The sequence below is a fragment of the Streptomyces lienomycini genome (genome assembly GCF_027947595.1).
Classification (GTDB): Bacteria; Actinomycetota; Actinomycetes; order Streptomycetales; family Streptomycetaceae; genus Streptomyces; species Streptomyces lienomycini.
On sequence record NZ_CP116257.1, the window covers coordinates 3,716,605 to 3,739,546 of the forward strand.

Annotated in this window: 21 protein-coding genes and 1 pseudogene; 9 read left to right on the forward strand and 13 right to left on the reverse strand. The window is 71.9% G+C overall.

Annotation, left to right across the window (positions count from 1 at the left end):
• Positions 1-117: 117 nt before the first annotated feature.
• Together BJ961_RS16670 and BJ961_RS16675 are read left to right on the forward strand one after the other, a co-directional pair.
• Positions 118-330 (forward strand): MbtH family protein, encoded by a 213-nt coding sequence (locus BJ961_RS16670; protein WP_271413622.1) that lies wholly within the window; start codon positions 118-120, stop codon positions 328-330.
• Positions 330-881: a hypothetical protein gene (locus BJ961_RS16675; protein ID WP_271413623.1), complete on the forward strand. Its 552-nt coding sequence runs from the start codon at positions 330-332 to the stop codon at positions 879-881. The genes BJ961_RS16670 and BJ961_RS16675 overlap by 1 nt, the downstream gene beginning before the upstream one ends.
• 80 nt (positions 882-961) lie before the next feature.
• Here the strand turns inward: BJ961_RS16675 and BJ961_RS16680 are convergent, their stop codons facing one another.
• Entirely contained in the window at positions 962-1,597 is a 636-nt protein-coding gene (locus BJ961_RS16680; protein WP_271413624.1) for a DUF6875 domain-containing protein, read from the reverse strand.
• A gap of 321 nt (positions 1,598-1,918) precedes the next feature.
• Between BJ961_RS16680 and BJ961_RS16685 the strand changes: the two genes are divergently transcribed.
• A complete protein-coding gene (locus tag BJ961_RS16685) occupies positions 1,919-2,113 on the forward strand; it encodes a ferredoxin (RefSeq protein ID WP_271413625.1) in 195 nt (64 codons plus the stop codon).
• Positions 2,114-2,137: 24 nt separating this feature from the next.
• On the forward strand, positions 2,138-3,415 hold the full coding sequence (locus BJ961_RS16690; RefSeq protein ID WP_271413626.1) for a cytochrome P450 family protein: 1,278 nt from the start codon (positions 2,138-2,140) through the stop codon (positions 3,413-3,415).
• Positions 3,416-3,510: 95 nt separating this feature from the next.
• Here BJ961_RS16690 and BJ961_RS16695 read toward each other — a convergent pair whose 3' ends face one another.
• Positions 3,511-4,398: an alpha/beta fold hydrolase gene (locus BJ961_RS16695; RefSeq protein ID WP_271413627.1), complete on the reverse strand. Its 888-nt coding sequence runs from the start codon at positions 4,396-4,398 to the stop codon at positions 3,511-3,513.
• A gap of 144 nt (positions 4,399-4,542) precedes the next feature.
• Between BJ961_RS16695 and BJ961_RS16700 the strand changes: the two genes are divergently transcribed.
• Positions 4,543-5,052: a CGNR zinc finger domain-containing protein gene (locus BJ961_RS16700; RefSeq protein ID WP_271413628.1), complete on the forward strand. Its 510-nt coding sequence runs from the start codon at positions 4,543-4,545 to the stop codon at positions 5,050-5,052.
• 16 nt (positions 5,053-5,068) lie between these two features.
• Here BJ961_RS16700 and BJ961_RS16705 read toward each other — a convergent pair whose 3' ends face one another.
• The 8 genes and pseudogenes from BJ961_RS16705 to BJ961_RS16740 all read right to left on the reverse strand — a co-directional run bounded on the left by BJ961_RS16705 (position 5,069) and on the right by BJ961_RS16740 (position 15,426).
• A complete protein-coding gene (locus BJ961_RS16705; protein ID WP_271413629.1) occupies positions 5,069-5,887 on the reverse strand; it encodes a siderophore-interacting protein in 819 nt (272 codons plus the stop codon).
• Between the two features lie 15 nt (positions 5,888-5,902).
• Positions 5,903-8,191, reverse strand: coding sequence for a glycoside hydrolase family 3 N-terminal domain-containing protein (locus BJ961_RS16710; RefSeq protein ID WP_271413630.1), 2,289 nt, complete (start codon positions 8,189-8,191; stop codon positions 5,903-5,905).
• A complete protein-coding gene (locus tag BJ961_RS16715; protein WP_271413631.1) occupies positions 8,188-10,122 on the reverse strand; it encodes a glycoside hydrolase 5 family protein in 1,935 nt (644 codons plus the stop codon). Before BJ961_RS16715 ends, BJ961_RS16710 begins: the two co-directional genes overlap by 4 nt.
• A 66-nt stretch (positions 10,123-10,188) precedes the next feature.
• Positions 10,189-11,232 (reverse strand): LacI family DNA-binding transcriptional regulator, encoded by a 1,044-nt coding sequence (locus BJ961_RS16720; RefSeq protein WP_271413632.1) that lies wholly within the window; start codon positions 11,230-11,232, stop codon positions 10,189-10,191.
• A complete protein-coding gene (locus BJ961_RS16725) occupies positions 11,229-12,056 on the reverse strand; it encodes a carbohydrate ABC transporter permease (RefSeq protein ID WP_133884699.1) in 828 nt (275 codons plus the stop codon). Before BJ961_RS16725 ends, BJ961_RS16720 begins: the two co-directional genes overlap by 4 nt.
• A gap of 14 nt (positions 12,057-12,070) precedes the next feature.
• A pseudogene (locus BJ961_RS16730) lies at positions 12,071-13,011 on the reverse strand (carbohydrate ABC transporter permease).
• Positions 13,012-13,093: 82 nt separating this feature from the next.
• Positions 13,094-14,383, reverse strand: coding sequence for an ABC transporter substrate-binding protein (locus BJ961_RS16735; protein ID WP_271413633.1), 1,290 nt, complete (start codon positions 14,381-14,383; stop codon positions 13,094-13,096).
• Positions 14,384-14,526: 143 nt separating this feature from the next.
• Positions 14,527-15,426 (reverse strand): NAD-dependent protein deacetylase, encoded by a 900-nt coding sequence (locus BJ961_RS16740; RefSeq protein WP_271413634.1) that lies wholly within the window; start codon positions 15,424-15,426, stop codon positions 14,527-14,529.
• Positions 15,427-15,819: 393 nt separating this feature from the next.
• On the opposite strand from BJ961_RS16740, the gene BJ961_RS16745 reads away from it, so the two are divergent.
• Together BJ961_RS16745 and BJ961_RS16750 are read left to right on the forward strand one after the other, a co-directional pair.
• Positions 15,820-16,650 (forward strand): PP2C family protein-serine/threonine phosphatase, encoded by an 831-nt coding sequence (locus tag BJ961_RS16745; protein WP_271413635.1) that lies wholly within the window; start codon positions 15,820-15,822, stop codon positions 16,648-16,650.
• 50 nt (positions 16,651-16,700) lie between these two features.
• Complete coding sequence (locus tag BJ961_RS16750) at positions 16,701-17,708, forward strand: MASE1 domain-containing protein (RefSeq protein WP_271413636.1); 1,008 nt, start codon at positions 16,701-16,703, stop codon at positions 17,706-17,708.
• Between the two features lie 62 nt (positions 17,709-17,770).
• Here BJ961_RS16750 and rhaS read toward each other — a convergent pair whose 3' ends face one another.
• The 3 genes from rhaS to BJ961_RS16765 form a co-directional block, all read right to left on the reverse strand.
• The gene (gene rhaS / locus BJ961_RS16755; protein WP_271413637.1) at positions 17,771-18,850 is read right to left on the reverse strand and encodes a rhamnose ABC transporter substrate-binding protein; all 1,080 of its coding nucleotides are present in this window, start codon (positions 18,848-18,850) and stop codon (positions 17,771-17,773) included.
• A gap of 261 nt (positions 18,851-19,111) precedes the next feature.
• Positions 19,112-20,461 carry an MFS transporter gene (locus BJ961_RS16760; RefSeq protein WP_271417067.1) on the reverse strand — a complete coding sequence of 450 codons (1,350 nt, stop codon included), beginning with the start codon at positions 20,459-20,461 and terminating at the stop codon, positions 19,112-19,114.
• Positions 20,462-20,525: 64 nt separating this feature from the next.
• Positions 20,526-20,972: a MarR family winged helix-turn-helix transcriptional regulator gene (locus BJ961_RS16765; RefSeq protein WP_271413638.1), complete on the reverse strand. Its 447-nt coding sequence runs from the start codon at positions 20,970-20,972 to the stop codon at positions 20,526-20,528.
• 438 nt (positions 20,973-21,410) lie between these two features.
• On the opposite strand from BJ961_RS16765, the gene BJ961_RS16770 reads away from it, so the two are divergent.
• Entirely contained in the window at positions 21,411-21,629 is a 219-nt protein-coding gene (locus BJ961_RS16770) for a hypothetical protein (protein ID WP_271413639.1), read from the forward strand.
• Positions 21,623-22,930 (forward strand): hypothetical protein, encoded by a 1,308-nt coding sequence (locus BJ961_RS16775; protein WP_271413640.1) that lies wholly within the window; start codon positions 21,623-21,625, stop codon positions 22,928-22,930. Before BJ961_RS16770 ends, BJ961_RS16775 begins: the two co-directional genes overlap by 7 nt.
• Positions 22,931-22,942: the final 12 nt, after the last annotated feature.

A 22,942-nucleotide genomic window follows, 5' to 3' on the forward strand; every position in this document is an offset into this window, starting at 1 on the left:
TGATTCCCGCAATCGCGTCGGCCGCGGCCCGGCCGACGCCGATCGAACGTCATTCCCCTGCCGTCGCCGTTTCCGCGGAGAAGCGTGTGCCCGCCGCCCTACTGAGGGAGCAGAGAAATGCCCAATCCTTTCGACGACCCCGACGGCTCCTTTCTCGTTCTCGTCAATGAGGAGGGCCAGCATTCGCTCTGGCCGGCCTTCGCCGAGGTGCCGGCGGGCTGGACCGTGGCCCTCACGGAGACCGACCGGCAGTCCTGCCTGGACTACGTCGAGGAGAACTGGACCGACATGCGCCCGCTCAGCCTCGTACGCCAGATGGGAGAAGCATGATGGGTGACACCACGATGGAGAGCCTCCTGCTGACCGAGGACGATCTGGACGAGTCGTTCTTCGGGGAGGAGCCCAGCGTCGCCTACGACCCCGTCTTCGTCTCCGGTGACGACTCCGGCCGGGTGCTCATAGGCCTGATCAACATGCTCACGCACGGCTCGCACACGGAGACGGCCGACCACGCGTCCGCGCTGTACACGAGCGTCGTGGGCTCGGTGGTCTTCCACAACGTCACCCGGTTCGACGACGGCGCCGCGCAGCGGGTGTTCCAGGAGTTCGTCGACGCCCTCGACAAGTGCGAGTCCTATCGCATGCAGCTGAACGACGGCATGCAGTTCGACGTGACCAAGGCCGCCGTCGAGCCCCTCGAGGGCAGCAATGACGGCGGCGCGTTCGTCACCCGGTGGGTGACGACGTCGGAGGAGTACCGCATCGAGGGGTCGTGGGCGGTCGCAGTCAAGGGCGACCTCCTCTCCTTCGTGAACGTCCGCCTCCCCGGCGCCTCCGAGATCCACCGGCTGGCCGGCGAGGCACTGCGGCGCCTGGCCTGACGGAGGGCGCACACGAGGCGGCGGGCCACGTCATCGGGGCCCGCCGCCTCGGTGTCTTTGGCCAGTGCCCGGGTCCGGACCTAGGTGGTGTAGCCGTACTCCCGCGCCGCGCGCAGGTAGTGCTCCACCCGGAACCGGTCGTCGATCTCCATGGACTCGGGTGTGTAGAACTTCCCGAACTTCTCCCGGTACTTCTCGAACCAGTGGCGGTGTTCGGACAGGAAGAAGATGTCGTGCAGGGCTATCGCGCGGATCGCCAGGACCGGCACCGGAGCCTTGCTCACCGCGAAGTCGGGATTCCTGGCGGCGGCTACATCGCAGTTCTCGTGGAACTGGCCGACCATGAGACCCTGCGCGACGAACTCGTCCTTCACGCGTGTCTGCGCCTCGTCCAGCAGCTTCGTGTCCTGCGACCTCAGGTCGGGCATCGCCACGACCATCGCCCGCAGCATGGGGTTGCGCCCCTGCCATGAGATCAGTTCGTACTCACGCAGGCTGCTCCGCGCTATCTCCTCGACGAGTTCGAGGGTCGGCGAGTTCCCTACGAAACGTATCCGGACCTCCATGGTCCTGTTCTTGCGCGAGGGCGCGACGAATGGGCAGATGGGGCCGATGCGTCCGATATCGGGGTGGCGGGCCGAGATGTACTCGGTCAGCCATGAATCGACGACGGCGAGCGTGTTGTCAATGCTGACGACGCTTTCACCGGAACTCATGAAATACAGCCTCTCAATTCGCGCCGGCGGGCTTGGTCGTGGCGTGGTTGTGCCATTTACCTGTCCCGCTGGCGGGACAGGTCGAACCGGCCCGAGGGTAAGCACGGACAGCTTGCCCGAATGAATCCCGCTGCACTAGCGTCGCGAACACGGTGCCCGGACATGATGAGAGTGAAGGGTGCTGGGACGGGTGCGGTGAATTACCGCACAATGGCGCGTGGTCGACCGAGGTAGTCGACGGAAATGGCGCGCGGACAAGACATTCGGCGTTACCGGCCGCATGGCGAGAAGAACACGGCGAGCGCGGAAGGAGCCGCACACATGCGCATCAGCGTCGATCGGGACGGCTGCATCGGAAGCGGACAGTGTGCGTTGACCGCCCCCGAGCTGTTCGGCCAGGACGACATGGGAATCGTCCACGTACTGCCCAGCGGCGCGGACGGCACCGACGACCCGTTGGTGCACGAGGCCCAACGGGCCTGCCCGGTGCAAGCCATCACCGTCGCCGAGGACTGACGTCACGAGGAGAAGTCGAAGCGCATGCCCACGCCTCCAGCCGTTCCGCACGAGGACCTCGACGCCGAACCGCACGCGATGCACCCCGACCTGATGACCGATCCGTTCGGCGGCTACGGACGGCTCAGGGAACTGGCCCCCGTCGTCCACGGACGCTACCTCGACGGCACACCCGCGTGGTTCGTCACGCGCTACGACGACGTCCGCGCGCTGCTGCACGACCGCCGGCTCGTCAACACACCGGCCTCCGTGCCCGGTGCGTCCGACGACCCGCGGCTGAAGATGATGGACATGCTCGCGATACCCGAGGAGCTGCGCCCCTACCTGCTCGGTTCCATGCTCGACACCGACCCGCCCGAGCACACCAGGCTGCGCAGGCGAGTACTGCGCGAGTTCACCGCGCGTCGGGTGCTCAACCTGCGGCCGCGGATAGAGAACATCACGAAGAGGCTGTTGGACGCTCTGCCCGAGCACGCCCGAGACGGGTCCGCCGACCTGCTCACGCACTACGCCTATCCGCTGTCGATCCAGGTGATCTGCGACCTGGTGGGCGTGCCCGAACCGGAGCGCGACAAGTGGCAGCAGTGGGGCGACGACCTCATCACCATGCGACCGGACCGCCTGGCGACCTCGTTCCCGGCCATGATCGAGCACACCCACCAACTGATCGGCAAACGCCGAGCCGACCTCGGTGACGACCTGCTCAGCGGCCTCATCCGGGGCCAGGCGGAAGCGGACGGCGAGATCAGCGACGTGGAGATCGTCACCTTCGTGGTGACCCTGGTCCTCGCCGGTCACGAGACGACCGCGCACCTCATCAGCAACGGCACCGCCGCCCTGCTCTCGCACCCGGACCAGCTGGCCCACCTGCGGGCCCACCCCGAGGCGATGCCCAGCGCGGTGCACGAGCTGATGCGCTGGTGCGGGCCGGTCCACACGAGCAGGCTGCGCTACGCCGCCGAGGACCTGGAGATCGCCGGCACACGCGTCCCACGCGGCGACGCCGTCCTCCTGGTCTTCGTCTCCGCCAACCACGATCCGCGCCGCTACACGGACCCTGAACGCCTCGACCTGCGTCGGCACCCGCCGGGCCAGGCGGAGAACCACGTCGGGTTCGGACACGGCATCCACTACTGCCTCGGCGCGTCCCTCGCCCGGCAGGAGGCGGAGATCGCCTTCGGGGCGCTCTTCGACCGCTACCCGGACCTGCGGCTCGCCCTCGAACCCGGGGAACTGGAAGAGCGGCACCGGATGCAACTGCCCGGGCACTGGCGCTTGGCCCGACTTCCCATCAGCGTCTGACCTTGGAAGCTCCCCTCGGCCGGCTCCCGAGGGGGAGCCGGCCGCTGAGCGTGCGGTGTCACCGCGGCGCGGTCGGCGCCGAACTGCCGGCGGGGCTACGCCGGGCGCCGCCGCTGGGCCCCGACCCGTGCGAGGAAGTCACGGATGTGTCCGGTGATCTCCTCCAGGTGGCTCTCCAGGGCGAAGTGCCCGGTGTCGAGGAGGTGGATCTCGGCGCCCGGCAGGTCGCGCCGGAACGCGTGGGCGCCCTCGGGGCCGAAGATCTCGTCGTTCGCTCCCCAGACGGCCAGCAGCGGCACCTGGCTGTCGCGGAAGTACTGCTGGAGCCGGGGGTAGAGGGTGACGTTGGTCGGGTAGTCGCGGAACAGCGTGAGCTGGACGGCGTCGTTGCCCGGACGGTCGAGCAGGGCCTGGTCGAGAGCCCAGGTGTCGGGGCTGACGAGGCTCTGGTCCACGACCCCGTTCAGGTACTGCCAGCGGACCATCCCGGGGGACAGCGCCGCCCGTGCGAAGGCCTCCGTCTCGGGGGTCGGGTCGTCGGTGTAGGCGAACAGCCCGTCCCAGAAGTCCTTGACGAAGCCCTCGGTGTAAGCGTTGCCGTTCTGCGTGATGATCGCGGTGATGCGGTGCGGGGTCCGGGTGGCGATCCGCCAGGCCACCGGCGCCCCGTAGTCCTGCACGTACACCGCGAACCGGTCGGCGCCGAGCTGGTCCAGGAGGCCGACGGTCACGTCCGTCAGGGCGTCGAAGCCGTAGTCGAACTCGTCGACCGAGGGCATGGCCGAGTGCCCGAAGCCGATCATGTCGGGTGCGATCACGTGGTAGCTGTCCGCGAGCTTCGGGACCAGGTCGCGGAACATGTGGCTGCTCGTCGGGAAGCCGTGCAACAGCACCACGGCGGGCGCCTGCGGGTCTCCGGCCTCCCGGTAGAAGACGTCCAGGCCGTTGACGGTGGCGGTCCGATGATGGACGACGACGCTCATGGTAACCCCTTAGGTATCCTTTGGTGGTTAGGTTGAGTTCAGCACGCTCCGGGTAACCTGTCAAGTGCGCTTTGATGGTTAGGTGAGGGTGTGGTGCGCTCCTGTAACCTTCCAATGCCGATGCATCGGTGAGGAGTGGATGTGGTGACCGACCGGGCCGAGGAGGATCTCCTCCTGGAGCTGCTCAACACGACCCCGGTCGTGCAGGGCGCGGTGAGCGATGCCCTGGGCACGCCTGACGGAGCCCGCGCATGGGTACGCCGACACGGCGGAGCGGGGTCCGACGAGGAGGTCGCCTTCCTGGTCGCCGTGCGCGACGCCGTGCAGGACGTCGTCTGGGGGCGGCGCGGCCCCGACTGCCTGGACGCGTTCCTTCGGGGCGTGAGCAGCGTGCCCGCCGTCCGGAACGGCAGGCTGGAGTGGGACCTTCGGGCGCCCGAGGCCCATCACCTGGCGGTGCGACTGGTGTTGACCTGGGCACGCCTCGAAGAGACCAGGCCGGGACGGCTCAAGCCGTGCGGCAACCCGGAGTGCCGGCGCTTCCTGCTGGACCGGAGCAAGCCCAACAGCGCCCGTTGGTGCTCCATGGCCGAGTGCGGGAACCGCATGAAGGCCCGACGCCACTACCAGCGCGTCAAGGGTTCTCAGGGGTAGGGGAGACGGCCCGGGGTCAGGCCGCCGCCATCGCCTCGTGCTTCCAGAACCCGGAGAAGGTGATGCGGTCCTTCGGCAGGCCCAGGCGGTGCAGGTGTCTGCGCCCCTCGGTGGCCAGGGTCGACTCGCCGACCACGAAGGCGTATCCCAGCGCGTCGGCGCGGGTGAGTCGGCGGAGTTCGCGGAGCGCGGCGGCCCCGGGGACCGGGGTACCCTCGCGTCGCACGACCCAGGAGACGGTCATCCCGGCCGGCGCGTCCAGCTCGCGGCGATCGTCGTCGGTGGGGATCTCCTGGATGAGCCGCCCCACGGTGCCCTCGGGCAGCGAGCGCAGGATGCTCGCGGTGGCGGGCAGTCCGGTCTCGTCGGCCACGACGATGACCTCGGAGGCGTCGGGCGGGCAGTCGAAGAGGACGCCCTGGTCGAGCAGGGCCAGCGCGTCCCCGGGCTTCGCGGCGCAGGCCCAGATGGCGGCCCTGCCCTCGATCTCGCCGGTGGGCCCCCGGTGGACGACGAAGTCGATGTCCAGTTCGGCCGTTCGCCGGCGGTAGTCGGCCACGGAGTAGTTGGCGCAGTGCGGGCGCTCGTCCTCCGGGATCGCCAGGTACGGCTGCCACCACTGGGAGCCGGTGAACTCCGGGAGGCGGAGGTCGCGTTGGTGGGGGAGCTGGAGGAACAGACGGAACCAGTGGTCGTACCGCAGCCACGGGAATGCGCCGAGTGCCGGTCCGGTCACCGTGACACGCTGCATGGACGGGGAGACCCGCTCGGTCCGCAGGACGCGGGCGCGGAACATCTCGGGGTGCTGCGGCGTGAGCCGACGAACCTTCGCCATGTAGGCAAGGCTAGCCTAAGTTACGTTCGATTCCGAGTCCGTGATCTCCAGGCGTGCCCCCCGGGTCCGGTCGGAGGCGGGACCCGTCTCCAGCTCGACCACCCCCGGTTCCACGACGGGGCCAAGGTCGCGCCCCACCGAAGCCAGCGTGTCCGCGCCGACCTCGAAGAGGGCGTCGGCCTCGGCGCCGGGCGCGATGCTCAGACGGACGAATCCCCGCAGCTCACGCACGCGCGGCCAGGCCGTACCTCCGGACAGGCGGCGGACATAGAGCTGGACCGTCTCCTCGGCCCGGCGGGAGCCGGTGTTGCGGACCGTGACCCGGCACAGCAGACGCGGGGCGCGCACGTCGACCCGGGAGCGCGACAGACGCGGCGCCCCGTACTCGACGCTCGTGTACGACAGGCCGTGCCCGAAGGCGTGGAGCGGTCCGGCGCTCTGGTCGACGTACCCGCGGTAGCGGTGGTCCTTGCCGTTGTAGTAGACGGGGAGTTGGGCGGCCGAGCGGGGCACGGACACGGGGAGCCGGCCGCGGGGTTCGGCGTCGCCGAACAGCACCTCGGCCACGGCCCGCCCGCCGAGCGGCCCCGGGTACCAGGCGCTGAGCACCGCCGAAGCGGGCGCGTCCACCTCGTGCAGGGCATGCGGGCGGCCCTGGACCAGCACCACCACGACCGGGGTTCCGGTCGCCGACACCGCGGCCAGCAGGGCGCGTTGCGCGGGCGGCAGCGCCAGGTCCGCCAGGTCGACCCCTTCCCCGCAGGTCATGCCGGACGGGGGCCCCGACCCGGTGACGGCGGCCCCGTTCGCGTCGAAGACCGTGTCCGGGGAGCGGGCGCTCGACCCGCCCAGCACGAGCACGGCCACGTCGGAGCCGGCCGCCAGCGCGACGGCCGCCGGGACGTCCGACACGTCGTCACCCGCCAGGTCGCACCCCCGGCCGTGCACGACCTCGGTGCCGGGCGCGACCGCCGCACGGACGCCCGCCAGGACCGTGATCCCGCCACCGGGCCGCTGCGGCGCCGTGTAGTCGCCGATCTGCTGCGCCAGGGAGTCGGCGTTGGGTCCGAGGACCGCGATCCGCCGCACCGAGCGGGACAGGGGCAGCACCCCGCCCTCGTGGGAGAGCAGCGTCACCGAGGCGCGGGCGATGCGCTCGCCCAGCTCGACGGGGTCCGGGAGGCCGCCCCCCTGGGGCGCGGCCGGGGGCAGGGGCTGTTCGAACAGGCCGAGGCGGAACTTCAGCGTGAGGACCCGCGCCACCGCGGCGTCCAGTGCCGCCCCGGACACCAGGCCGCGTTCCACCGCCTCGCCCAGCCGCGTGAAGGAGTCGTCCCAGAGGCTCAGATCGCAGCCCGCGTCCAGGGCCAGGGCCCCGGCCGACACGGGGTCCCCGGTCAACCGCACCAGCCGGTCCACCGCCGTGCCGTCCGCCATGACCACGCCCTCGAACCCCCACTCCGTACGGAGCAGGTCGGTCAGCAGATACCGGTTGGCGACGCACGGCAGGCCGTCGAACTCGTTGTAGGCGGCCATCACCCCGGCCGCGCCCGCCGCCACCCCGGCCCGGGCCGCCGCCAGATGCACCTCGTGCAGTTCGCGCGGCCCCAGCTCCGTCGCCGCGCTGTTGCGGCCGCCGATCGTGGCGCCCTGCCCGGCGAAGTGCTTGAGGACCACGGCCACCCCGGCCCGCCGCGCGCCCTCGACCAGCGCCTCGGTCATCCGCGCCGCGAGGTACGGGTCCTCGGCGAAGCACTCCTCGCTGCGGCCCCAGCGTGGATCGCGCACCAGGTCGAGGGCCGACACCAGGGCGATGTGCGCGCCCCGTGCCCGCAGTTCGGCGGCCGCCCCGGCCACCGCGTCGGCGTACAGATCCGGGTCCCAGGTGGCCCCGACCGCGAGGTTCACCGGGAGCACCGTGCCGTCCAGCGCCTGGTGGCCGTGCGGCATCTCCTCGACCAGCAGCACGGGTATGCCGAGGCGGGTGTTCTCCGTGACGTACCGCTGCACGGCCGCCGCCGTCCGCGCCCCGTCCGTCGCGTCGAGGCCGTCCGCGAAGCCCACACCGGACCAGGCGTCGGCGCGCTGCAGCCCGTACAGCGCGCCCATGCCGTCGAAGGCGGCGACCTCCGCGCGGAAGGCGTCCGTGAGGCGGTGACCGTCCCCGGCGCGCTCGTAGGCGTCCCAGCCGTACAGGCGCTGGTTGAGCTGACCGACCTTCTCCGCGAGGGTCATGCGGCCCAGCAGGTCACGGACGCGGTCCGGCACCGGCGCGGCCGGATCGCGGTAGCGCGGGAGGGTCATCGCAGCTCCAGCACCGCGACGCCGTACGCGTCGAGCGGCACGTCCTCGACCGGGGCGCCGTCCGCGAGGCCGTGCAGCGTCCCCTCGGCGGCCGGACGGACCACGAGCGGCTCGGGACTCTGGCTCACCAGCCACACGAAGCGGCGGCCGTCGGCGTGGACGAGGATGTCCGCCGAGACGTGTGGATCGGCGACCGTGACGGGCCGCCGCACGCCCGCCACCTGGGCCAGCGCGGCGTAGAGACGGTGTGTGACCTCGGGGTTGACGCGTGCCGTGCGGGCAGCCATGTGCTCCAGCGGATACGTGGCCAGGACGGTGCGGCCCACCCCGGTCTCGTTCACGATCAGGGCCGGGCGGCCGTGGGCGTCCACCGCGACGACCCGGCCCGCGCGCGGCACGACGGGCAGGTAGGCGCGGCTGTCCTCGTTCCCGGCGACCGGGAAGCGCAGCACCTCGCCGGCGCGCAGGTCGCCGAAGTCCTCGGTGAACGTCATCTCCAGCACGTCGTCCTCGATCGGCTCGGCGACGCCGTAGGACAGCTGCAACTCGACGCCGAAGAGCCCGTCGAGGTCGTCGAACCAGGGCCCCCGGGTGGCCGGGTGCTCGCCGGAGCAGAACGACAGGTACACGGTGGCGCCCTCGGCGGCCCGGCGGGCCAGCTCCCTGCGGGTACGGGTGGTGAGCTGCCGGGTGGCCGGGAGCAGGTACAGCGACGCCTCGCCGGGCAGCCCGTCGGCCTCGCGGGTGAGGGCCACCGGCAGGTCGGCGGCGCGCGCGGTGACGTAACCCTGGTGCAGGGACGTGAAGATGAGCGGCCGGTCGGCGGGACGGCTGTAGGGGTAGCCCCGTTCGAGGAAGGCGGGGACGACCAGGGCGGCGCCGGCGTCCGCCCGGGAGCAGCGCGGGAAGTCCACCGCCTTCAGCACCTCGGCGAACGCGGCCAGTTCACGCAGTGGCTGCTTCGGCGCACCGGTGGCGTCGGTGATGCCGAAGTGCATCTCGAAGGGATGGTGGTCGTAGGGGGCCTGGTCCCACAGGTCGTCGTAGTCGGTGTTGTTCCAGGCGAGCCAGCCGGTGGCACCGCCCAGCAGCGAGTTGTGCAGGGTCTGCCGGTAGAAGACGCCCGCGTTGGCGGCCGAGACGGTGTCGGTGGACAGCCCGAACTCCTCCAGCACGACGGGCTGTCCGGTCACCGAGGCCAGCTCGCACTCGAAGGCCGCACGGTAGTGCTGGCGCGGCCGGTCGGTGTCCGAGCGGTACACGTGCGGGCCGACGAAGTCGACGTACTCGGCCGTCTCCCGCAGCGAGAAGCCGTTGTCGCGGCCGGTCACCTCGATGCCCCACGCCCCGTCGCCCAGCGACACCGGCTGCCTCGCGCCCGTCGCCCGTACCGCGTTGCACATGGCCTGCGCCCACGCGGTCACCACGTCCGAGGACGGCGGGTCGACCTGGTAGATCCGCCCGTACCCGGGCATCTCGTTGGTGATCAGCCAACCCGTCACCGCCGGGTGGTCCTTGAAGCGGTCCGCCATGCGGGAGACGAACCACGCCTGCCGGCCGACCATCCACACGTCCTCGTACAGGTCGCGGCCGCCGCGCCAGACGGGGTCCCAGTTCTCGCCGGACATGTGGCCGACGATGAACGTCGGGATGGTCCCCATGCCCGTCTCCACGTGGGCGTCGAGGAAGTCCTCGAACCGCGCGCACAGTTCCTCGTCGACGCGGTCCGGCTCCGGGTGGAAGTCCGGCCAGTAGAAGAAGGAACGGGTCGTGTTCAGGCCGTGGTCGGCGAGCACACGCAGTTCGTCGCGGACGGTCGCCGGGTCGTAGGTGCGCCACATCAGCGGGCCGCCGGTGCGGGACCAGAAGTTGGCGCCGAGCCAGGGCAGGACGTCGGGCTGGTGGGTGAGCTGGGTGCTGTGGCGTCGCATGGTCCTTCTCGGGTGGTGGGGGTGCGGAGGGTGCGTGGCCGCGACGGCGTGCCGCGTCCGGGCGGGTCAGGTGGGGGCGGGTCCCGTGGACTCGCGTACGACCAGGCGGGGTCGTTCGGCGAGGGCGGTCTCCTCGACCTTCTCGCCGCACAGGGCGAGCAGCATGCGCGCGGCGGCCGCGCCCACCCGCTGCACCTGCTGGTCGACCGTGGTCAGCCGGGGGTGGAGCCAGGACCCGAGCGGCAGGTTGTCGTAGCCGACGACGGACAGGTCCCCGGGGACGGTCAGTCCGGCGCGCTGCGCGGTGCCGATGCCGCAGACCGCCATCGAGTCGTTGGCGTACACGATCGCCGTGGGCCGGTCGGCGGCGCCGAGGAGCGCCTCGGTGGCGCCGACGGCGTGCCGCTCGCTGAAGTCGGTCGGCAGGACCGCGAACGGCCGCAGGCCCGCCTCGCGCAGGGCACCCTCGAAGGCCGCCCTGCGCACACGGGTGTGCTGGAGTTCGGGCGGCCCGCTGACGTACGCGACGCGCCGGTGGCCGAGGTCCAGCAGGTGCGCGACCGCCTCGGCGATGCCCGCGCCCTGGTCGCGCAGCCCGACGCGCGGGACGACGGCCCTGCCGTCGGGCGAACCGAGCAGCACCGCGGGCAGCCCGAGGCGGGCGAGCAGCGCGGGCCGGGCGTCGTCGTCGCGGGCGTCGGTGAGGACGGCGCCGTCCACCCGGCCCTCGGACGCGAGCCGCTCGTAGAGCGCGTTCTCCTCGCGGTGACCGCTGACCAGGTGCAGCAGCAGACCGTAGCCGCGCGGCGCCAACTCGCCCTCTATGCCGGTGATCAGCTCACTGAAGTGCGGGTCGGAGCCCAGGACGTCCGTGGGGCGCCGCACCACTAGGGCCAGACTGCGGGTGCGCGCGTTGCGCAGCGCCGCGGCGGAGGCGCTCGGCGACCAGCCCAGCTCCAGCGCGGCGTCCAGGATCCGGCGGCGGGTCGCCTCGGAGAGCCGGCCCTTGTTGTTGAAGGCCTGCGACACGGCGGCCGTCGACACCCCGGCCGCCGCCGCGACCGCCTTGATCGTGGGCCGGCGCCCGGCCCGCTCGGTGGAGACGCTCACATCTTCACCGCCCCGCTGACCAGGGCCTGCTGCATGCGCTTCTGGAGCAGCGTGTAGACGAGCCACACCGGCACCAGCGTCAGCACCGTGCCCGCCGTCAGCACGCCGTAGTCCGTGCCGGTGATCGACTTCAGTGTGGGCAGGGCCACCTGGACGGTGCGCTGCGCCGGGTCCGGGCCGATGATGACCAGCGAGTACAGGTACTCGTTCCAGAAGGTCAGGAAGTTCAGCAGCAGCACCGTCGCGATGCCCGGCAGGCACATCGGCGTGTAGACGTGCCGCAGCACCGCGAACGTGGACGCCCCGTCCAGCCGGGCGGCCTCCTCCATCTCCGGCGGGATGGTGCGCATGAACTGCACCAGGATCACCACCGACAGCGGCAACGCCGTGGCGGGCAGGAACAGCACCATGAAGATCCGGGTGTGGAACAGCCCGGTGGCCGCCGCGAGCAGGAAGGTGGGGAAGAGCGCCGCGAAGGTCGGGATCAGGAAACCCAAGGAGAAGACCTTCTCGACCACCCCCGCCAGCCGCCCGGTCGAACGCGCCAGCGCGAACGCGGCCGGGATCGCCAGCAGCAGGGTGAGCGCCAGCGAGAACACCGTCACCAGCGCCGAGTTGACGACCGCGAGCCCGAGGTCGGCGCTCTCGAAGGCCGTGCGGAAGTTGCCGAACCCCAGGGAGGACGGCGGGGCGAAGGGGTGCGCGAAGATCTCGTCGTTCGACTTGAACGCCGACGCGAGGAAGTAGTACAGCGGGACGACGAGCAGCACCGCGTACGTCCACACCAGGATGTGGGCCGGGAGCCAGCGCTTGCCGAGCTTCATCAGTGCTGCTCCGATCAGTAGTTCTGGCGGAAGACGCGGCGGATCGTCAGCAGCCCGACGAGTCCGGCGAGGAAGAGGAGGACGCCGACGGTCTGGCTGTAGCCGAGGTCGGCGGCGATGAACGCCTTCTGGTAGACGAGGAACGACAGCGTCGTCGACGACGTGCCCGGACCGCCCTGCGTGAGCAGCAGCACGTGCTGCGCGGAACCGAACAGCGTCCACAGGAACTGCAGCATCGTCACGACGCCCACGTAGTCGCGGATGACGGGGAAGTGGACCGACCACATCGTCCGCCAGTGCCCCGCCCCGTCGAGCTGCGCGGCCTCGCCCAGCTCGTCCGGCACACTGCCCAGCCGGGCGGCGAACAGTACGGCGGTGAAGCCGATGCCCGCCCAGATGTCCAGCGCGATCAGACACGCCAGGGCCGTCGACGGCGAGGCCAGCCAGGCGTCGGCGAGCGAGCCGAGGCCGACGCTCTCCAGTCCTCCGTTCAGCAGGCCGTCCGGGGACAGGGCCGCGTAGAAGACCATCGCCTTCGCGGGGGTGGAGATCAGCCCCGGGATGAAGAGCAGGTACCGGATGACCCGGTGACCGGGCGGCCGCTGGGCGACGTAGTACCCCAGCATGAACGCGCAGACGATCATCACCGGGACGGCGACGGCCAGTTGGACGGCGGTGTTGCGGACCGCGTCCCAGAACACCGGGTCGTCCAGCACCGTCCGGACGTTGTCCAGGCCGGCGAAGGACACCGGCTGGAGCATGCCCGGCCAGCGCAGGGCCGCGATCACGAAGATCGCGAGCAGCGGCCCGACCATGAAGACCAGGTACCACACCAGCGCGGGCACCGCGAGGACGGTGCCGCCCTGCCGGGGCCGGCGCGTGGCCGGGGCGGGGAGGCGGGCGGGGCGGACCCGCGGGCCGCGCTCCCGTCCGGCGTCGTCGTGAGCGTCGTCATGCGGTGACTCCCGGAGAACGGGTGGAACGGGGGAGGGGGGCGGAGGAGGGCCGGGCGGCGGAGCCGGGGGCGGACGGGCGGCTCATACGGACCGGTACGCCGACTCCAGCGCGGCCCGCACGCGCGCCGGGCCGGTGCCCCGGGTGAACGACGTGCTGGTCGCGGTGATCAGCGGCTGCGCGGCGGCGGGCGGCACGTACACGTCGGGCAGCAGTACCTGGCTCACCCCGGAACCGAGCCGTTGGGCCGCGCCGACCAGCGGGAAGTCGGTGGAGACGGCGTCCGTGCGCAGGGCCATGTCCCGGCCGCTCTCCGTCACGAACCGCGCCACGACGTCCGGGCGGTACATGAACCGCAGGAACTTCTCGACGTGCTCGATCTTGCGGACGCCGTTGGGGCTGATCCAGAAGCCGATGAGGGTGTAGGCGCGGATGACGGTGGGACCGTCGTGCGCCGCCCCGTCGGCCAGCGGCCAGCCGCCGACCTCCGTGTGCCCGGCCACCTTCTCGGGCACCTTGGCCAGGGCCGAGGACATCGCCGACTGGACGGCCGCCTCCTCGGTGTTGAACTGGGTGGTCATCGAGTCGGACGTGAGGCCCTGGGCCTTGTCCGCGAACACACCGGCGTCCCGCAGGTGCGTGAAGTACTCGATGCCCAGGCGTGCGCCGCGTCCGGAGAAGTCGCCCGTGGAGTAGACGTGCCGGGCCTCCTCCTGGGACAGGAACGTCTGGATGATCTGCGCCATCAGCTTCTGGCCGGTCCAGTCGTTGCCGCCCACGGTCACCGGGGCGATGCCCTTGGCGCGCAGCTTGCGGGCCGCGGCGATCAGCTGGTCCCCGGTGGTGGGGATCGCGCCGACCCCGGCGCGGTCGAGCAGGGCGCGGTTGTAGGCGACGGGCCAGTTCGTGGCGAAGTAGGGGAAGGCCCGGACCCGGCCCTCGTCGTCGGTCCAGTCCGCCAGCGCGGCGGGCAGGACGCGCCCGCGCAGCCCCCAGTCGTCGAGGTAGGGCCCGACGTCGACGGTCGCGCCCACGTCCGTCCAGGCCAGCGTCTTGTCGTAGAGGTTGACCATCACGACGTCGGCCTCCTTGCGGGCCAGCCGTGAGGTCTCGTAGACCTGCGCGAGGTCGTCGCCGTTGACCAGGTTCTTGACCTTCACCCCCGGGTGCTCCTCGCGGAAGCGGTCCACGGCCGCGAGGTACGTGGGGGAGCCCGGCGCGGTGGTGCCGAGCTGGGTGTGGACGACGAGGGTGTCCGGGTCGGAGTCCGCCGACGCCAACGACGAGCAGCCGGACAGAGCGGGCAGGGCAGCGGCCGCGGCCAGACCGGAACCGGCGGCGAGCAGTTCGCGCCGCGTCAGCGATGAGCGCACAGGGGTGGTCTCCAACCAAGCGGTTAACGATTGGTTAATCGATGTACCTCGTGAGGTGCGAGGACCATATGGAGTGGAGGGACCACGGTCAAGGGGGTGGCGTGAGGAGATTCCGAACCCGGCGCGGGACGCGAGCCGCCTGGTCAGGCCGTCGCCGTGTCCTCGACGGAGAGGCCCAGCCGGTCGGCCACCGCCGTGAGGGCCGGCCCCAGCGGGAGCGCGACCCGGGTGACGGCCAGCCGGTCGCCGCGGGTGGCGTCCCGGTTGACGATCAGGACCGGGGTGCCCGCCTCGGCGGCCTGGCGGACGAAGCGGAGCCCGGACATCACCGTCAGCGAGGAGCCCAGGACCAGCAGCGAGGACGCACCGCGCACCAGTTCGCGACAGTGCTCGACGCGCCGCGGCGGCACGTTCTCGCCGAAGAACACCACGTCCGGTTTGAGGATGCCGCCGCAGACCGTGCAGGGCAGCACCCGGAAGTCCCCGACCTGGTCGTCGGTGAGGTCGGCGTCGCCGTCCGGGTTGATGCCGGCGGCCACCGGCGCGAAGCCCGCGTTGGCCTCCTCCAGACGCCGGGCGAGGTCCCGGCGCGGGCTGAAGGTGCCGCAGGACAGGCAGACGACCCGGTCCAGGCTGCCGTGCAGCTCCACGACGCCCTCGCTGCCCGCCACCTGGTGCAGACCGTCGACGTTCTGGGTGACCACGCCGGCGAGCAGCCCGCGCCGCCCGAACGCCGCCACCGACCGGTGCCCCGCGTTGGGACGTGCGCGGCCGAAGGTGCGCCAGCCCAGGTGACTGCGCGCCCAGTACCGACGGCGGGCGTCGGGGGAGCCGGTGAAGTCCTGGTAGGTCATCGGCGTGTGCCGACTCAGGCTGCCGCCCTCGCCCCGGTAGTCGGGGATGCCCGACTCGGTCGAGATCCCCGCCCCGCTCAGCACCAGCACACCGCCGGCGCGCAGCGCGTCGATGACCGGCGCCAGGTCCGTGGTGCCCGGCGGCAGGTCCGCTCCCGGGGTCCAGCTCAGTGTGGGGCGCATGCGCATGCGGCAAGGGTACGGAACGGCCGCCGTCCCCGGCCTGGCGGAGCACACACCGCCCGCTGTCCCGCCGCCCGCCGTGCCGTCGGTCGGCCGTGCGCTCCGCCGCTCATGGCGTGCCGCCGACGGTGCTGCCGGTCTGCCGCCCCGCCGGTCGTGCCGCCGTCCGTCCGCCGTGCCGCTCATGGCGTGCCGCGGTCCGTCCGCCGTGCCACCGACGGGTGCTGGCGGTCTGCCGCCCCGCCGACCACGGCGCGCTGCCATCGCCCCCGCCCCGCCCCGCCCCGTCCGGTCTCCGCGGCCCCGGCGTGACCTTTTCCGTGCCGGATGACAGACTTGCACTGTCCGGCGTGCCGAGAGGCTCCTGCCGCGAAGGGCGGCCTGGCCCGGGAGTGGTCGATGTTCCGCAAACGTCCCGCACCTGACGGTGAAGAGCTGCTCGCCCGACTGGCCTCGCTGACCACGCAGGCGAAGGAACTGGCCGAGCTGAGGCGCTCCCAGGTGGAGCTGGCGATCGCCCTGCAACGCGACATGCTCCCCGCCGACCTGCCGGCGGTTCCCGGCATCCACCTGGCCGCGTGCTACTCGCCCGCGTACGCCGGACTCAACGTGGGCGGCGACTGGTACGACGCCTTCACGCTCCCCGACGGCCGCATCGGCCTCTCCGTCGGAGACGTCCAGGGCCACGCCATCGACGCGGCCGCCTTCATGGGCCAGGTCCGGGTCGGCCTGCGGGCGCTCGCCTCCGTGACCGGCGAGCCCGGCGACCTGCTCGCCTGCACCAACGAGCTGGTCCTCTCCCTGAACAAGGACCTCTTCGCCACCTGCACCTTCATGCGTCTGGACCCCGTCACCGGCGTGCTGGAGAGCGCCCGCGCCGGCCACGTCCCCTGCGTTCGTGCCACGGCCGACGGCAAGGCGGAGGTGTGCGGTGACGAGGGAGGGCCTCCGCTGGGCGTCATGGAGGGAACGGAGTACCCGGTCACCCGGTACCGGCTCGCCACCGGCGGAGTGTTCGTCCTGGTCACGGACGGGGTCGTGGAGGGCCCGTCCCTGAGCGTCGACGACGGCCTGGAGAGGGTGGTACGGCTCGCGGGCCTCGCCGCCGTCGCCGGCATGGAGGCGCACGCGCTGGCGGCCTCCGTGCTCGAGAACGCCGCGCTGATCGGACACGAGGACGACGCGGCCGTGCTCGTCGTCGCCCATGACGGGCGTGCCGTTACCCCGTAGGGCGGGGCGGGGCGGCCCTCACCTCGCTGACCCGGCGGCAGCGGTGTCTGATGGCTGCTGTGGTGGGTATCCGAGCATGGCCGCGACCGGTCGTCCTCGCCTGTGGAACGCTGCTGGTCGCCGGCTGCTACTACGGGGCGGGGCGGCTGGGGCTGTCGCAGCGGCTGGCCGCCGACGGGGCGGTCGTCACCCCCATCTGGCCGCCCACCGGACTGGCGGTCGCCTGTCTGCTCCTGTTCGGGCCGTGGTGCGTGCCGGGCATCGCCCTCGGTGCGCTGCTGGTCATCGTCTCCCTCGGAGTTCCCGACGCCGAGACCGTCGGGATCGTGGCCGGCAACACCGCCGCCCCGGTCTGCGCCTGGCTGATGCTGCGCGCGGTGGGCTTCCGCGTGAGCCTGAGCCGGCTGCGCGACGGCCTGGCGCTGGTCTTCCTGGGAGCGCTGACCGCCATGCTGGTCAGTTCGGGGGCGGGGGTCGGCATGCTCCTGCTGTCGGACAAGCTCCCCACCGACCATCTCGGGATCGTCTGGCTCGCCTGGTGGGTCGGGGACGCCATGGGGGTCGTCCTCGTCACCCCGCTGCTGCTCCTGCTGTACCGCGCTCGTCTGCCGCCCCCGTCCGTGCGCTGGACCGAGGCCGTCGGGCTCACCGTCGTCGTGTGCGTCCTGGTGCCGCTGATCATGTACAGCTCGGTCAGTGTGCTGTTCCTGGCGTACCCGCTCCTGATCTGGTCGGCGCTGCGCTTCCAGCTGGCGGGCGGTATGCCGTGCGCGCTGTTCGTCTCGGTGATGGCCACCGTCGCGGCCCGGCAGGAGGCCGGCTCCTTCGGGCGGCTCACCGAGGTCGAGACGATGATGAAGCTCCAGGCGTTCAACGGAACGCTGGGACTGACCGCACTGCTGCTCTCCGCGGTGATCAGCGAACAGCTCAACACCAGACGCTCGGTGGAACGGGCGTGCCACGAACTGGTCGAGGCGTTGCAGCACCTGAACGCCGGAGGCCCCGGCACCTCCGGGACCTCGGGGACGCCCAGGGCTCCCGGAGGAGACAAGCCGTGACGCGGCGGCGGACGCACCGCCGCCGCGTCACCGCCGCCCCGCCGGGGACGCGCGAGCCGGGATCAGAAGTCGTAGTCGTCGATGTTGTCGGCGTCGAAGACCGTCGGATCGCCGAGGGTGATGACACCGTCCGCGCTCAGCTGGAACCAGCCCATGTCGCCCGCCAGGAACATCTGACCCTCACGGCCGCTGATCTGCCCGGAGGCGAGGGCCACCGCGGTGTGACCGGCCAGCCTGCCGAGCCTGGCCGGATCCCACAGCAGGAACGCCTCCACCGTGCCGTCCTTGATGTAGGGACGCATGTCGTTGGGGGCGCCGAGACCGGTCAGCTTCACCTCTCCCTTGGAGTCCGACTGGGAGAGGTACTTCGCGGCGGCCTTGATGCCGTTGGTGGTGGGGGAGATGATCCCCTTCAGCTTCGGGTGCTCCCCCAGCAGTTCCTCGGCCTTCCGGTAGGACTTCTCCGCCTCGTCGTCGCCGTACGCGATGTCGACCAGCCGCATGTCCTTGTACCGCGCGTCCTCCAGCTCCTTCCTGATGCTCTTGATCCAGGCGTTCTGGTTCGTCGCCGTCTGGGCGGCGGACAGGATCGCGATGTCACCCTTGTAGCCGATCTGCTCGCCGAGCAGTTCCAACTGCCGTACGGCGATGTCCTCGGCGCTCGCCGGGGAGACGAAGGCGTAGCGGCACTCCGGCTTGGTGTCCGAGTCGAAGGTGACGACCTTGATGCCCTGGTCCATGGCCTTCTTGAGGGAGTCGCACAGCGCGTCGGGATCCAGCGCCGAGACCGCGATGGCGTCGACCTTCTGGGCGGTCAGGTCGTTGATGTGGGACACCTGCTCGGAGGCGTCGGCACCCTGGTCCGTGCCCACTTCCTTGAAGGTCGAGCCCAGCGACTTGACGGCCTCCTCCCCGCCCCCGTCGGCCACGTCGAAGTACGGCGTGTTGACCTGCTTGGGGAGGAAGCCGACGGTCATGCCCTTCTTGGTCGGCGCGTTGGGGGACGCCTCGGCGTTCTTGCCGTTGGTGGCGGCGTCGCCGTCCGCCGGACTGTCGCCGTCGCCGCACGCCGCGGTGAGGAGACTGAGGGAGGACACGGCGGCGACGAGGACGGAGGCACGACGTGAGGGGGTTCTGTGCATGTGCTTCTTTCGGTGAGTCGACGTGCGGCGTCCGAAGAGGTTCACCAGGTGCGTTCAGCCATGGCGGTCTTGCGGATGCACGGGAGTCGCGTGGGGCCGCCCGAGCGTGGGGCCAGGGCTCTGAAAGGATTCAATGGAGCTTGACGGGGACGTTAGGCACAAACGCCGTTGTGGTCAATGGACTTGCGGGGAACAGTTTTTGAGCCCGCGTGCCCCCGGACCTGCCCCTTGAGGGTTGCGGCACCGGCGCGGCGAGGCGGATCAGGCCGCCGCTCGCCCGTCCGTCCCCGCCGCGCGCCCCAGTGAGCGGTCGAAGAGGGTGAGCAGCAGGTAGAGCACGCCGGCGCCGAGCATGACCCATGCGAGCCGGTGCAGGCCGACGGTGTCGGCGTGCCGGCCGAAGGAGGCGGCGGTCGCGGACGAGGCGACCATCGAACCGACGTAGGCGAACGTGCGCAGCAGCCCGGCCGAGGAGGCGGTGCGCTGCGGATCGGCCTGGAAGTAGACGGAGTTCTGCAGGGCCAGGTTGTTGAGCCCCTGCGGCACGCCGAAGACCAGCGCGACCAGGAGCAGAGTCCACAACGGACTGTCCCCGCTCAGCGTGAGGATCACCAGGCAGGCGGCGATCTGGCCGAGCGCGCCGAGCAGCAGCTTGCCCCGTACGCCCCTGCTGCGCCCCGACACGATCGAGACGCCGATCGCCAGCAGGAACATGGGCGTCTGTGCCAGACCGGCGTGGAAGGGCGTCAGCCCGAAGCCCTCCTCGGTCCACTGGGTGAAGCCGTACAGGAACGCGTACGACACGACGTAGGCGACGAGCGCCCGCCCGTAGGTCGCCAGCAGCGGGGTGTTGCCGCCGAGCACCCGCAGGTCGATGAAGGGGGTGGCCGCCCGCGACTCCCGTGCCGCGAAGCCGGTTGCGGCGGCGGCGGAGAGCGCGAGCAGGTACCAGTCGCGCAGGTGCGGGTTCATCAGGAAGAGCAGCAGCGAGACGAGCGTCGCGGCGAACAGGCCCATGCCGGGCAGGTCGAGCCGGGCCACCAGACTCCCGTGCCGTGCGCGATCGCCCGCCGCCGGCTCCGACCGCGGCAGCCGCAGCAGCCCCAGCAGTACGGCCGCGACGGCCAGGGGCACGTTGAGCGCGAAGGTGGCACGCCAGCCGCCCACCGCGATGAGCAGCCCGCCCAGCAGCGGGCCGACGACGGCGACGGTCTGGTTGGCGACCGCCAGCGCGGTGAGCACCCCGCCGGGGCTGTCCCGTCCGGTGCGTTCGGCCTCGCTGCGCACCAGTGCCATCGCCGCGGGGTAGCCGGCGCAGGTGCCGAACCCGAGCAGGACGCGCGCGCCGATCAGGACACCCAGACCGGGGGCCAGGGCTCCGACGACACCGGCGACGCCGACGAGGCCGGTGCTGAGCAGGAAGAGCCGGCGCGGGCCGAAGAGGTCGATGAGCCGTCCCATGACCGGCTGTCCGAGCGAGGTGGCCAGATAGAGGGCGGAGACGAGCCAGGCGGTCTGCGAGGCCGGTGCGCCGAGGGCCTTGCCGATGGGCACCAGGGCGACCGCGATGACGGTCGAGTTGACCGGGTTGAGGACCGAGCCCAGCAGCATGGGCGGCAGCAGCCGGCGGTCGAAGCCCGGCTTCCGCGTGTTGCCCTTCGGGCCCGCCCCCGCGTCAGTCACGGGTCAGTCGCTCCAGCACCGCCATGGTCGCGATCACGGCACGGCGCTCCTCCTCCGTGCACCTGGCCTGCAGCCGGTCGGCGAGCCATTCGGTGCGGGCCTGCCGTCCCTCCTCCACGCGGCGCACGCCCTCCGCCGTCAGCGTGATCAGCAGGCGCCGCCCGTCGTCCGGGTCGGGGTGCCGCTCCACCAGGCCCATGGAGCCGAGCGCGGCGACCGTCGCCGTCATCGACTGGTGCCGGACCCCTTCGGTGGCGGCGAGTTCGCTGGCGGTGACGCCGCCCCGGTCGGACAGCCGGGCCAGGACCGACGCCTGGCCCAGGGTGATGTCCTCCACCTCGGACGCCTTGAGGATGCGGCGGCGCAGCCGGCTGATGACCGCACGGACCTCGCGCGAGGCCTGGACCGCCGACGGCGAAGGGCTCTGGTTCTCGCTCATGCCTCCAGGCTAGCTTCCACAGGATGAGCTGTACAGCCTTGGCTGTACATATGGGAGGAGTGGTGTGTCGTCTCCTTCTGTTCGGTACCGTCTGGGCCGGAGTGACTTGCGTACGTCAAGCCGGGGCATTCATGATGCGAGAACCGGTGCACGGACAACCACCGTGCCTCGTGGGCGAGTTCGGCTCACCCTCCGCTCGGTCGCGCGTCCCGGTGTCCGCGCGGCCGCCCTCGTCGAGGCCGGAACCGACCCCCGGCCGCAGGTGAACGGCTCCCACCACTGTGGGCACCGGAGAGAGCGGAGCACCCCCACATGTCCTCCGGACTCCCCGCGCCCCGGGCCGGAACCGGGACCGCGACCGGACCCTGTCCATGGGTCCCGTCCGGTCCGGGGCGACGACGGCCCCACGGGCTTCCCCTTCCCCACCTCGGGCGGGACGTGAGCGCCCGTCAGCGGCCGACCACCGACTCCGCACGGGTGGCGAGTCCGCCCGGACCGGCGACCGTCCGCGTGGCCTGGCGGGTCCGCGGCGGCCTCGTCGAGTACGACGGCTACAGCAACGACGCCCGGTCGTCCCCGCACGACCGCGGCGGCCGCGTCTCCACCCTCCTCATCGACGTCGACGACGCCTGGCCCCCAGGAGTGCCCGCATGCTGACCTCTTCCCTCCGGCGCCGCGGTGTTGCCCCGCAGCGCAGACCGCGCACCACCCGCGCCCTGAGCGGCACGGTGTGCCTGCTCGCCCTCGCCGGTACGGCCCTCTCCGCCGCGCCCGCCGACGCCGCCGCGCCCGCCCCGTCCGCCGACGCCGCCGTCCCGCCCGCCCCGGTGTCCTGGCGCGCGGACCTGTCCCGCACCGGCGCCGACGACGTCAACGTCCGGTACCGCTCGGGCGCCCTGCGGGTGCGGGACGGCTCCGTCAGCCCCGCCTCCCTGGACCGGGACCGCGGCTTCGCCTCCGCCGTACTGGACCCGCACCGTCTGGACCGGCCCGTGAACCGGGTCGCCGTCGACCTGGACGCGACGGTGCCCGACGCGGCGAGCGTCGAGGTCGACGTGCGCGGCCGCGCGGCCGACGGCACCTGGACCGAGTGGCGGCGGGCCGCGACCGGCGCCCCGGCCGAACTGCCCCGTGACGTCCTCGACGTCCAGGCCCGGCTCACCCTGTGGAACGCCAAGGGCGAACCCACCGCGGCCGTACGGGCGGTGACCCTGACGGCGGACGACAGCGGCGGCGCACCCGCCGGGCAGGCGACCGCCTCCGCCTTCTCGGCACGCGTCTACGCGACCCGCGAGGGCCTGGTCGGGCACACCACCGCCAACGGCCACGTCATCCAGGCGAACGACCACTTCGTGGCGCTCCCCTCCCGGCGGGCGCTGTCGCCGGGAGGCAGCGGTCAGTACTCGGTGCGGGTCTGCGGCCCCGCCCGCTGCGAAACGGCACCGGTGTGGGACGTCGGCCCCTGGAACACGCACGACGACCACTGGAACCCCTCGGCACAGCGCGAGCAGTGGAAGGACCTGCCGCAGGGTCTTCCCGAGGCGCAGGCCGCGTACGAGGACGGCTACAACGGCGGACGCGACGAGTTCGGCCGGCAGGTCGCCAACCCGGCCGGCATCGACCTCGCCGACGGCACCTTCTCCAACGTCGGCCTGAGCGACAACGGCTGGGTGACCGTCACCTACCTGTGGACCGACGGCGGTGGCGACACCACGTCGTTCCCGACCTGGGGCACCGACGTGAGTGTGCGGCAGCAGGCGACGACTGACTCCACCCGGGTGGCGAGCCTGCCCGGGCCCACGAGCGTGCGAGTACGGTGCCAGGTCCACGGCCAACTCGTGAACTACGACGGCTACGGCAACGACGCCTGGTCCTACCTGCCCGACTACGGCGGCTACGTCTCCAACATCTTCATCGACGTGGCCGATTCCTGGCTCCCGGGCGTGCCCGCCTGCTGACCCTCCGGCAGC

Coding starts and splice junctions, on each gene's coding strand:
- BJ961_RS16675 (WP_271413623.1), top strand. CDS start 330: ATGGGTGACACCACGATGGAGAGCCTCCTGCTGACCGAGGACGATCTG.
- BJ961_RS16740 (WP_271413634.1), bottom strand. CDS start 15,426: ATGCGCATGCGCCCCACACTGAGCTGGACCCCGGGAGCGGACCTGCCG.
- BJ961_RS16690 (WP_271413626.1), top strand. CDS start 2,138: ATGCCCACGCCTCCAGCCGTTCCGCACGAGGACCTCGACGCCGAACCG.
- BJ961_RS16710 (WP_271413630.1), bottom strand. CDS start 8,191: ATGACCCTCCCGCGCTACCGCGATCCGGCCGCGCCGGTGCCGGACCGC.
- BJ961_RS16670 (WP_271413622.1), top strand. CDS start 118: ATGCCCAATCCTTTCGACGACCCCGACGGCTCCTTTCTCGTTCTCGTC.
- BJ961_RS16725 (WP_133884699.1), bottom strand. CDS start 12,056: ATGAAGCTCGGCAAGCGCTGGCTCCCGGCCCACATCCTGGTGTGGACG.
- BJ961_RS16750 (WP_271413636.1), top strand. CDS start 16,701: ATGGCTGCTGTGGTGGGTATCCGAGCATGGCCGCGACCGGTCGTCCTC.
- BJ961_RS16715 (WP_271413631.1), bottom strand. CDS start 10,122: ATGCGACGCCACAGCACCCAGCTCACCCACCAGCCCGACGTCCTGCCC.
- BJ961_RS16745 (WP_271413635.1), top strand. CDS start 15,820: ATGTTCCGCAAACGTCCCGCACCTGACGGTGAAGAGCTGCTCGCCCGA.
- BJ961_RS16760 (WP_271417067.1), bottom strand. CDS start 20,461: ATGCTGCTGGGCTCGGTCCTCAACCCGGTCAACTCGACCGTCATCGCG.
- BJ961_RS16705 (WP_271413629.1), bottom strand. CDS start 5,887: ATGGCGAAGGTTCGTCGGCTCACGCCGCAGCACCCCGAGATGTTCCGC.
- BJ961_RS16765 (WP_271413638.1), bottom strand. CDS start 20,972: ATGAGCGAGAACCAGAGCCCTTCGCCGTCGGCGGTCCAGGCCTCGCGC.
- BJ961_RS16695 (WP_271413627.1), bottom strand. CDS start 4,398: ATGAGCGTCGTCGTCCATCATCGGACCGCCACCGTCAACGGCCTGGAC.
- BJ961_RS16775 (WP_271413640.1), top strand. CDS start 21,623: ATGCTGACCTCTTCCCTCCGGCGCCGCGGTGTTGCCCCGCAGCGCAGA.
- BJ961_RS16680 (WP_271413624.1), bottom strand. CDS start 1,597: ATGAGTTCCGGTGAAAGCGTCGTCAGCATTGACAACACGCTCGCCGTC.
- rhaS (WP_271413637.1), bottom strand. CDS start 18,850: ATGCACAGAACCCCCTCACGTCGTGCCTCCGTCCTCGTCGCCGCCGTG.
- BJ961_RS16685 (WP_271413625.1), top strand. CDS start 1,919: ATGCGCATCAGCGTCGATCGGGACGGCTGCATCGGAAGCGGACAGTGT.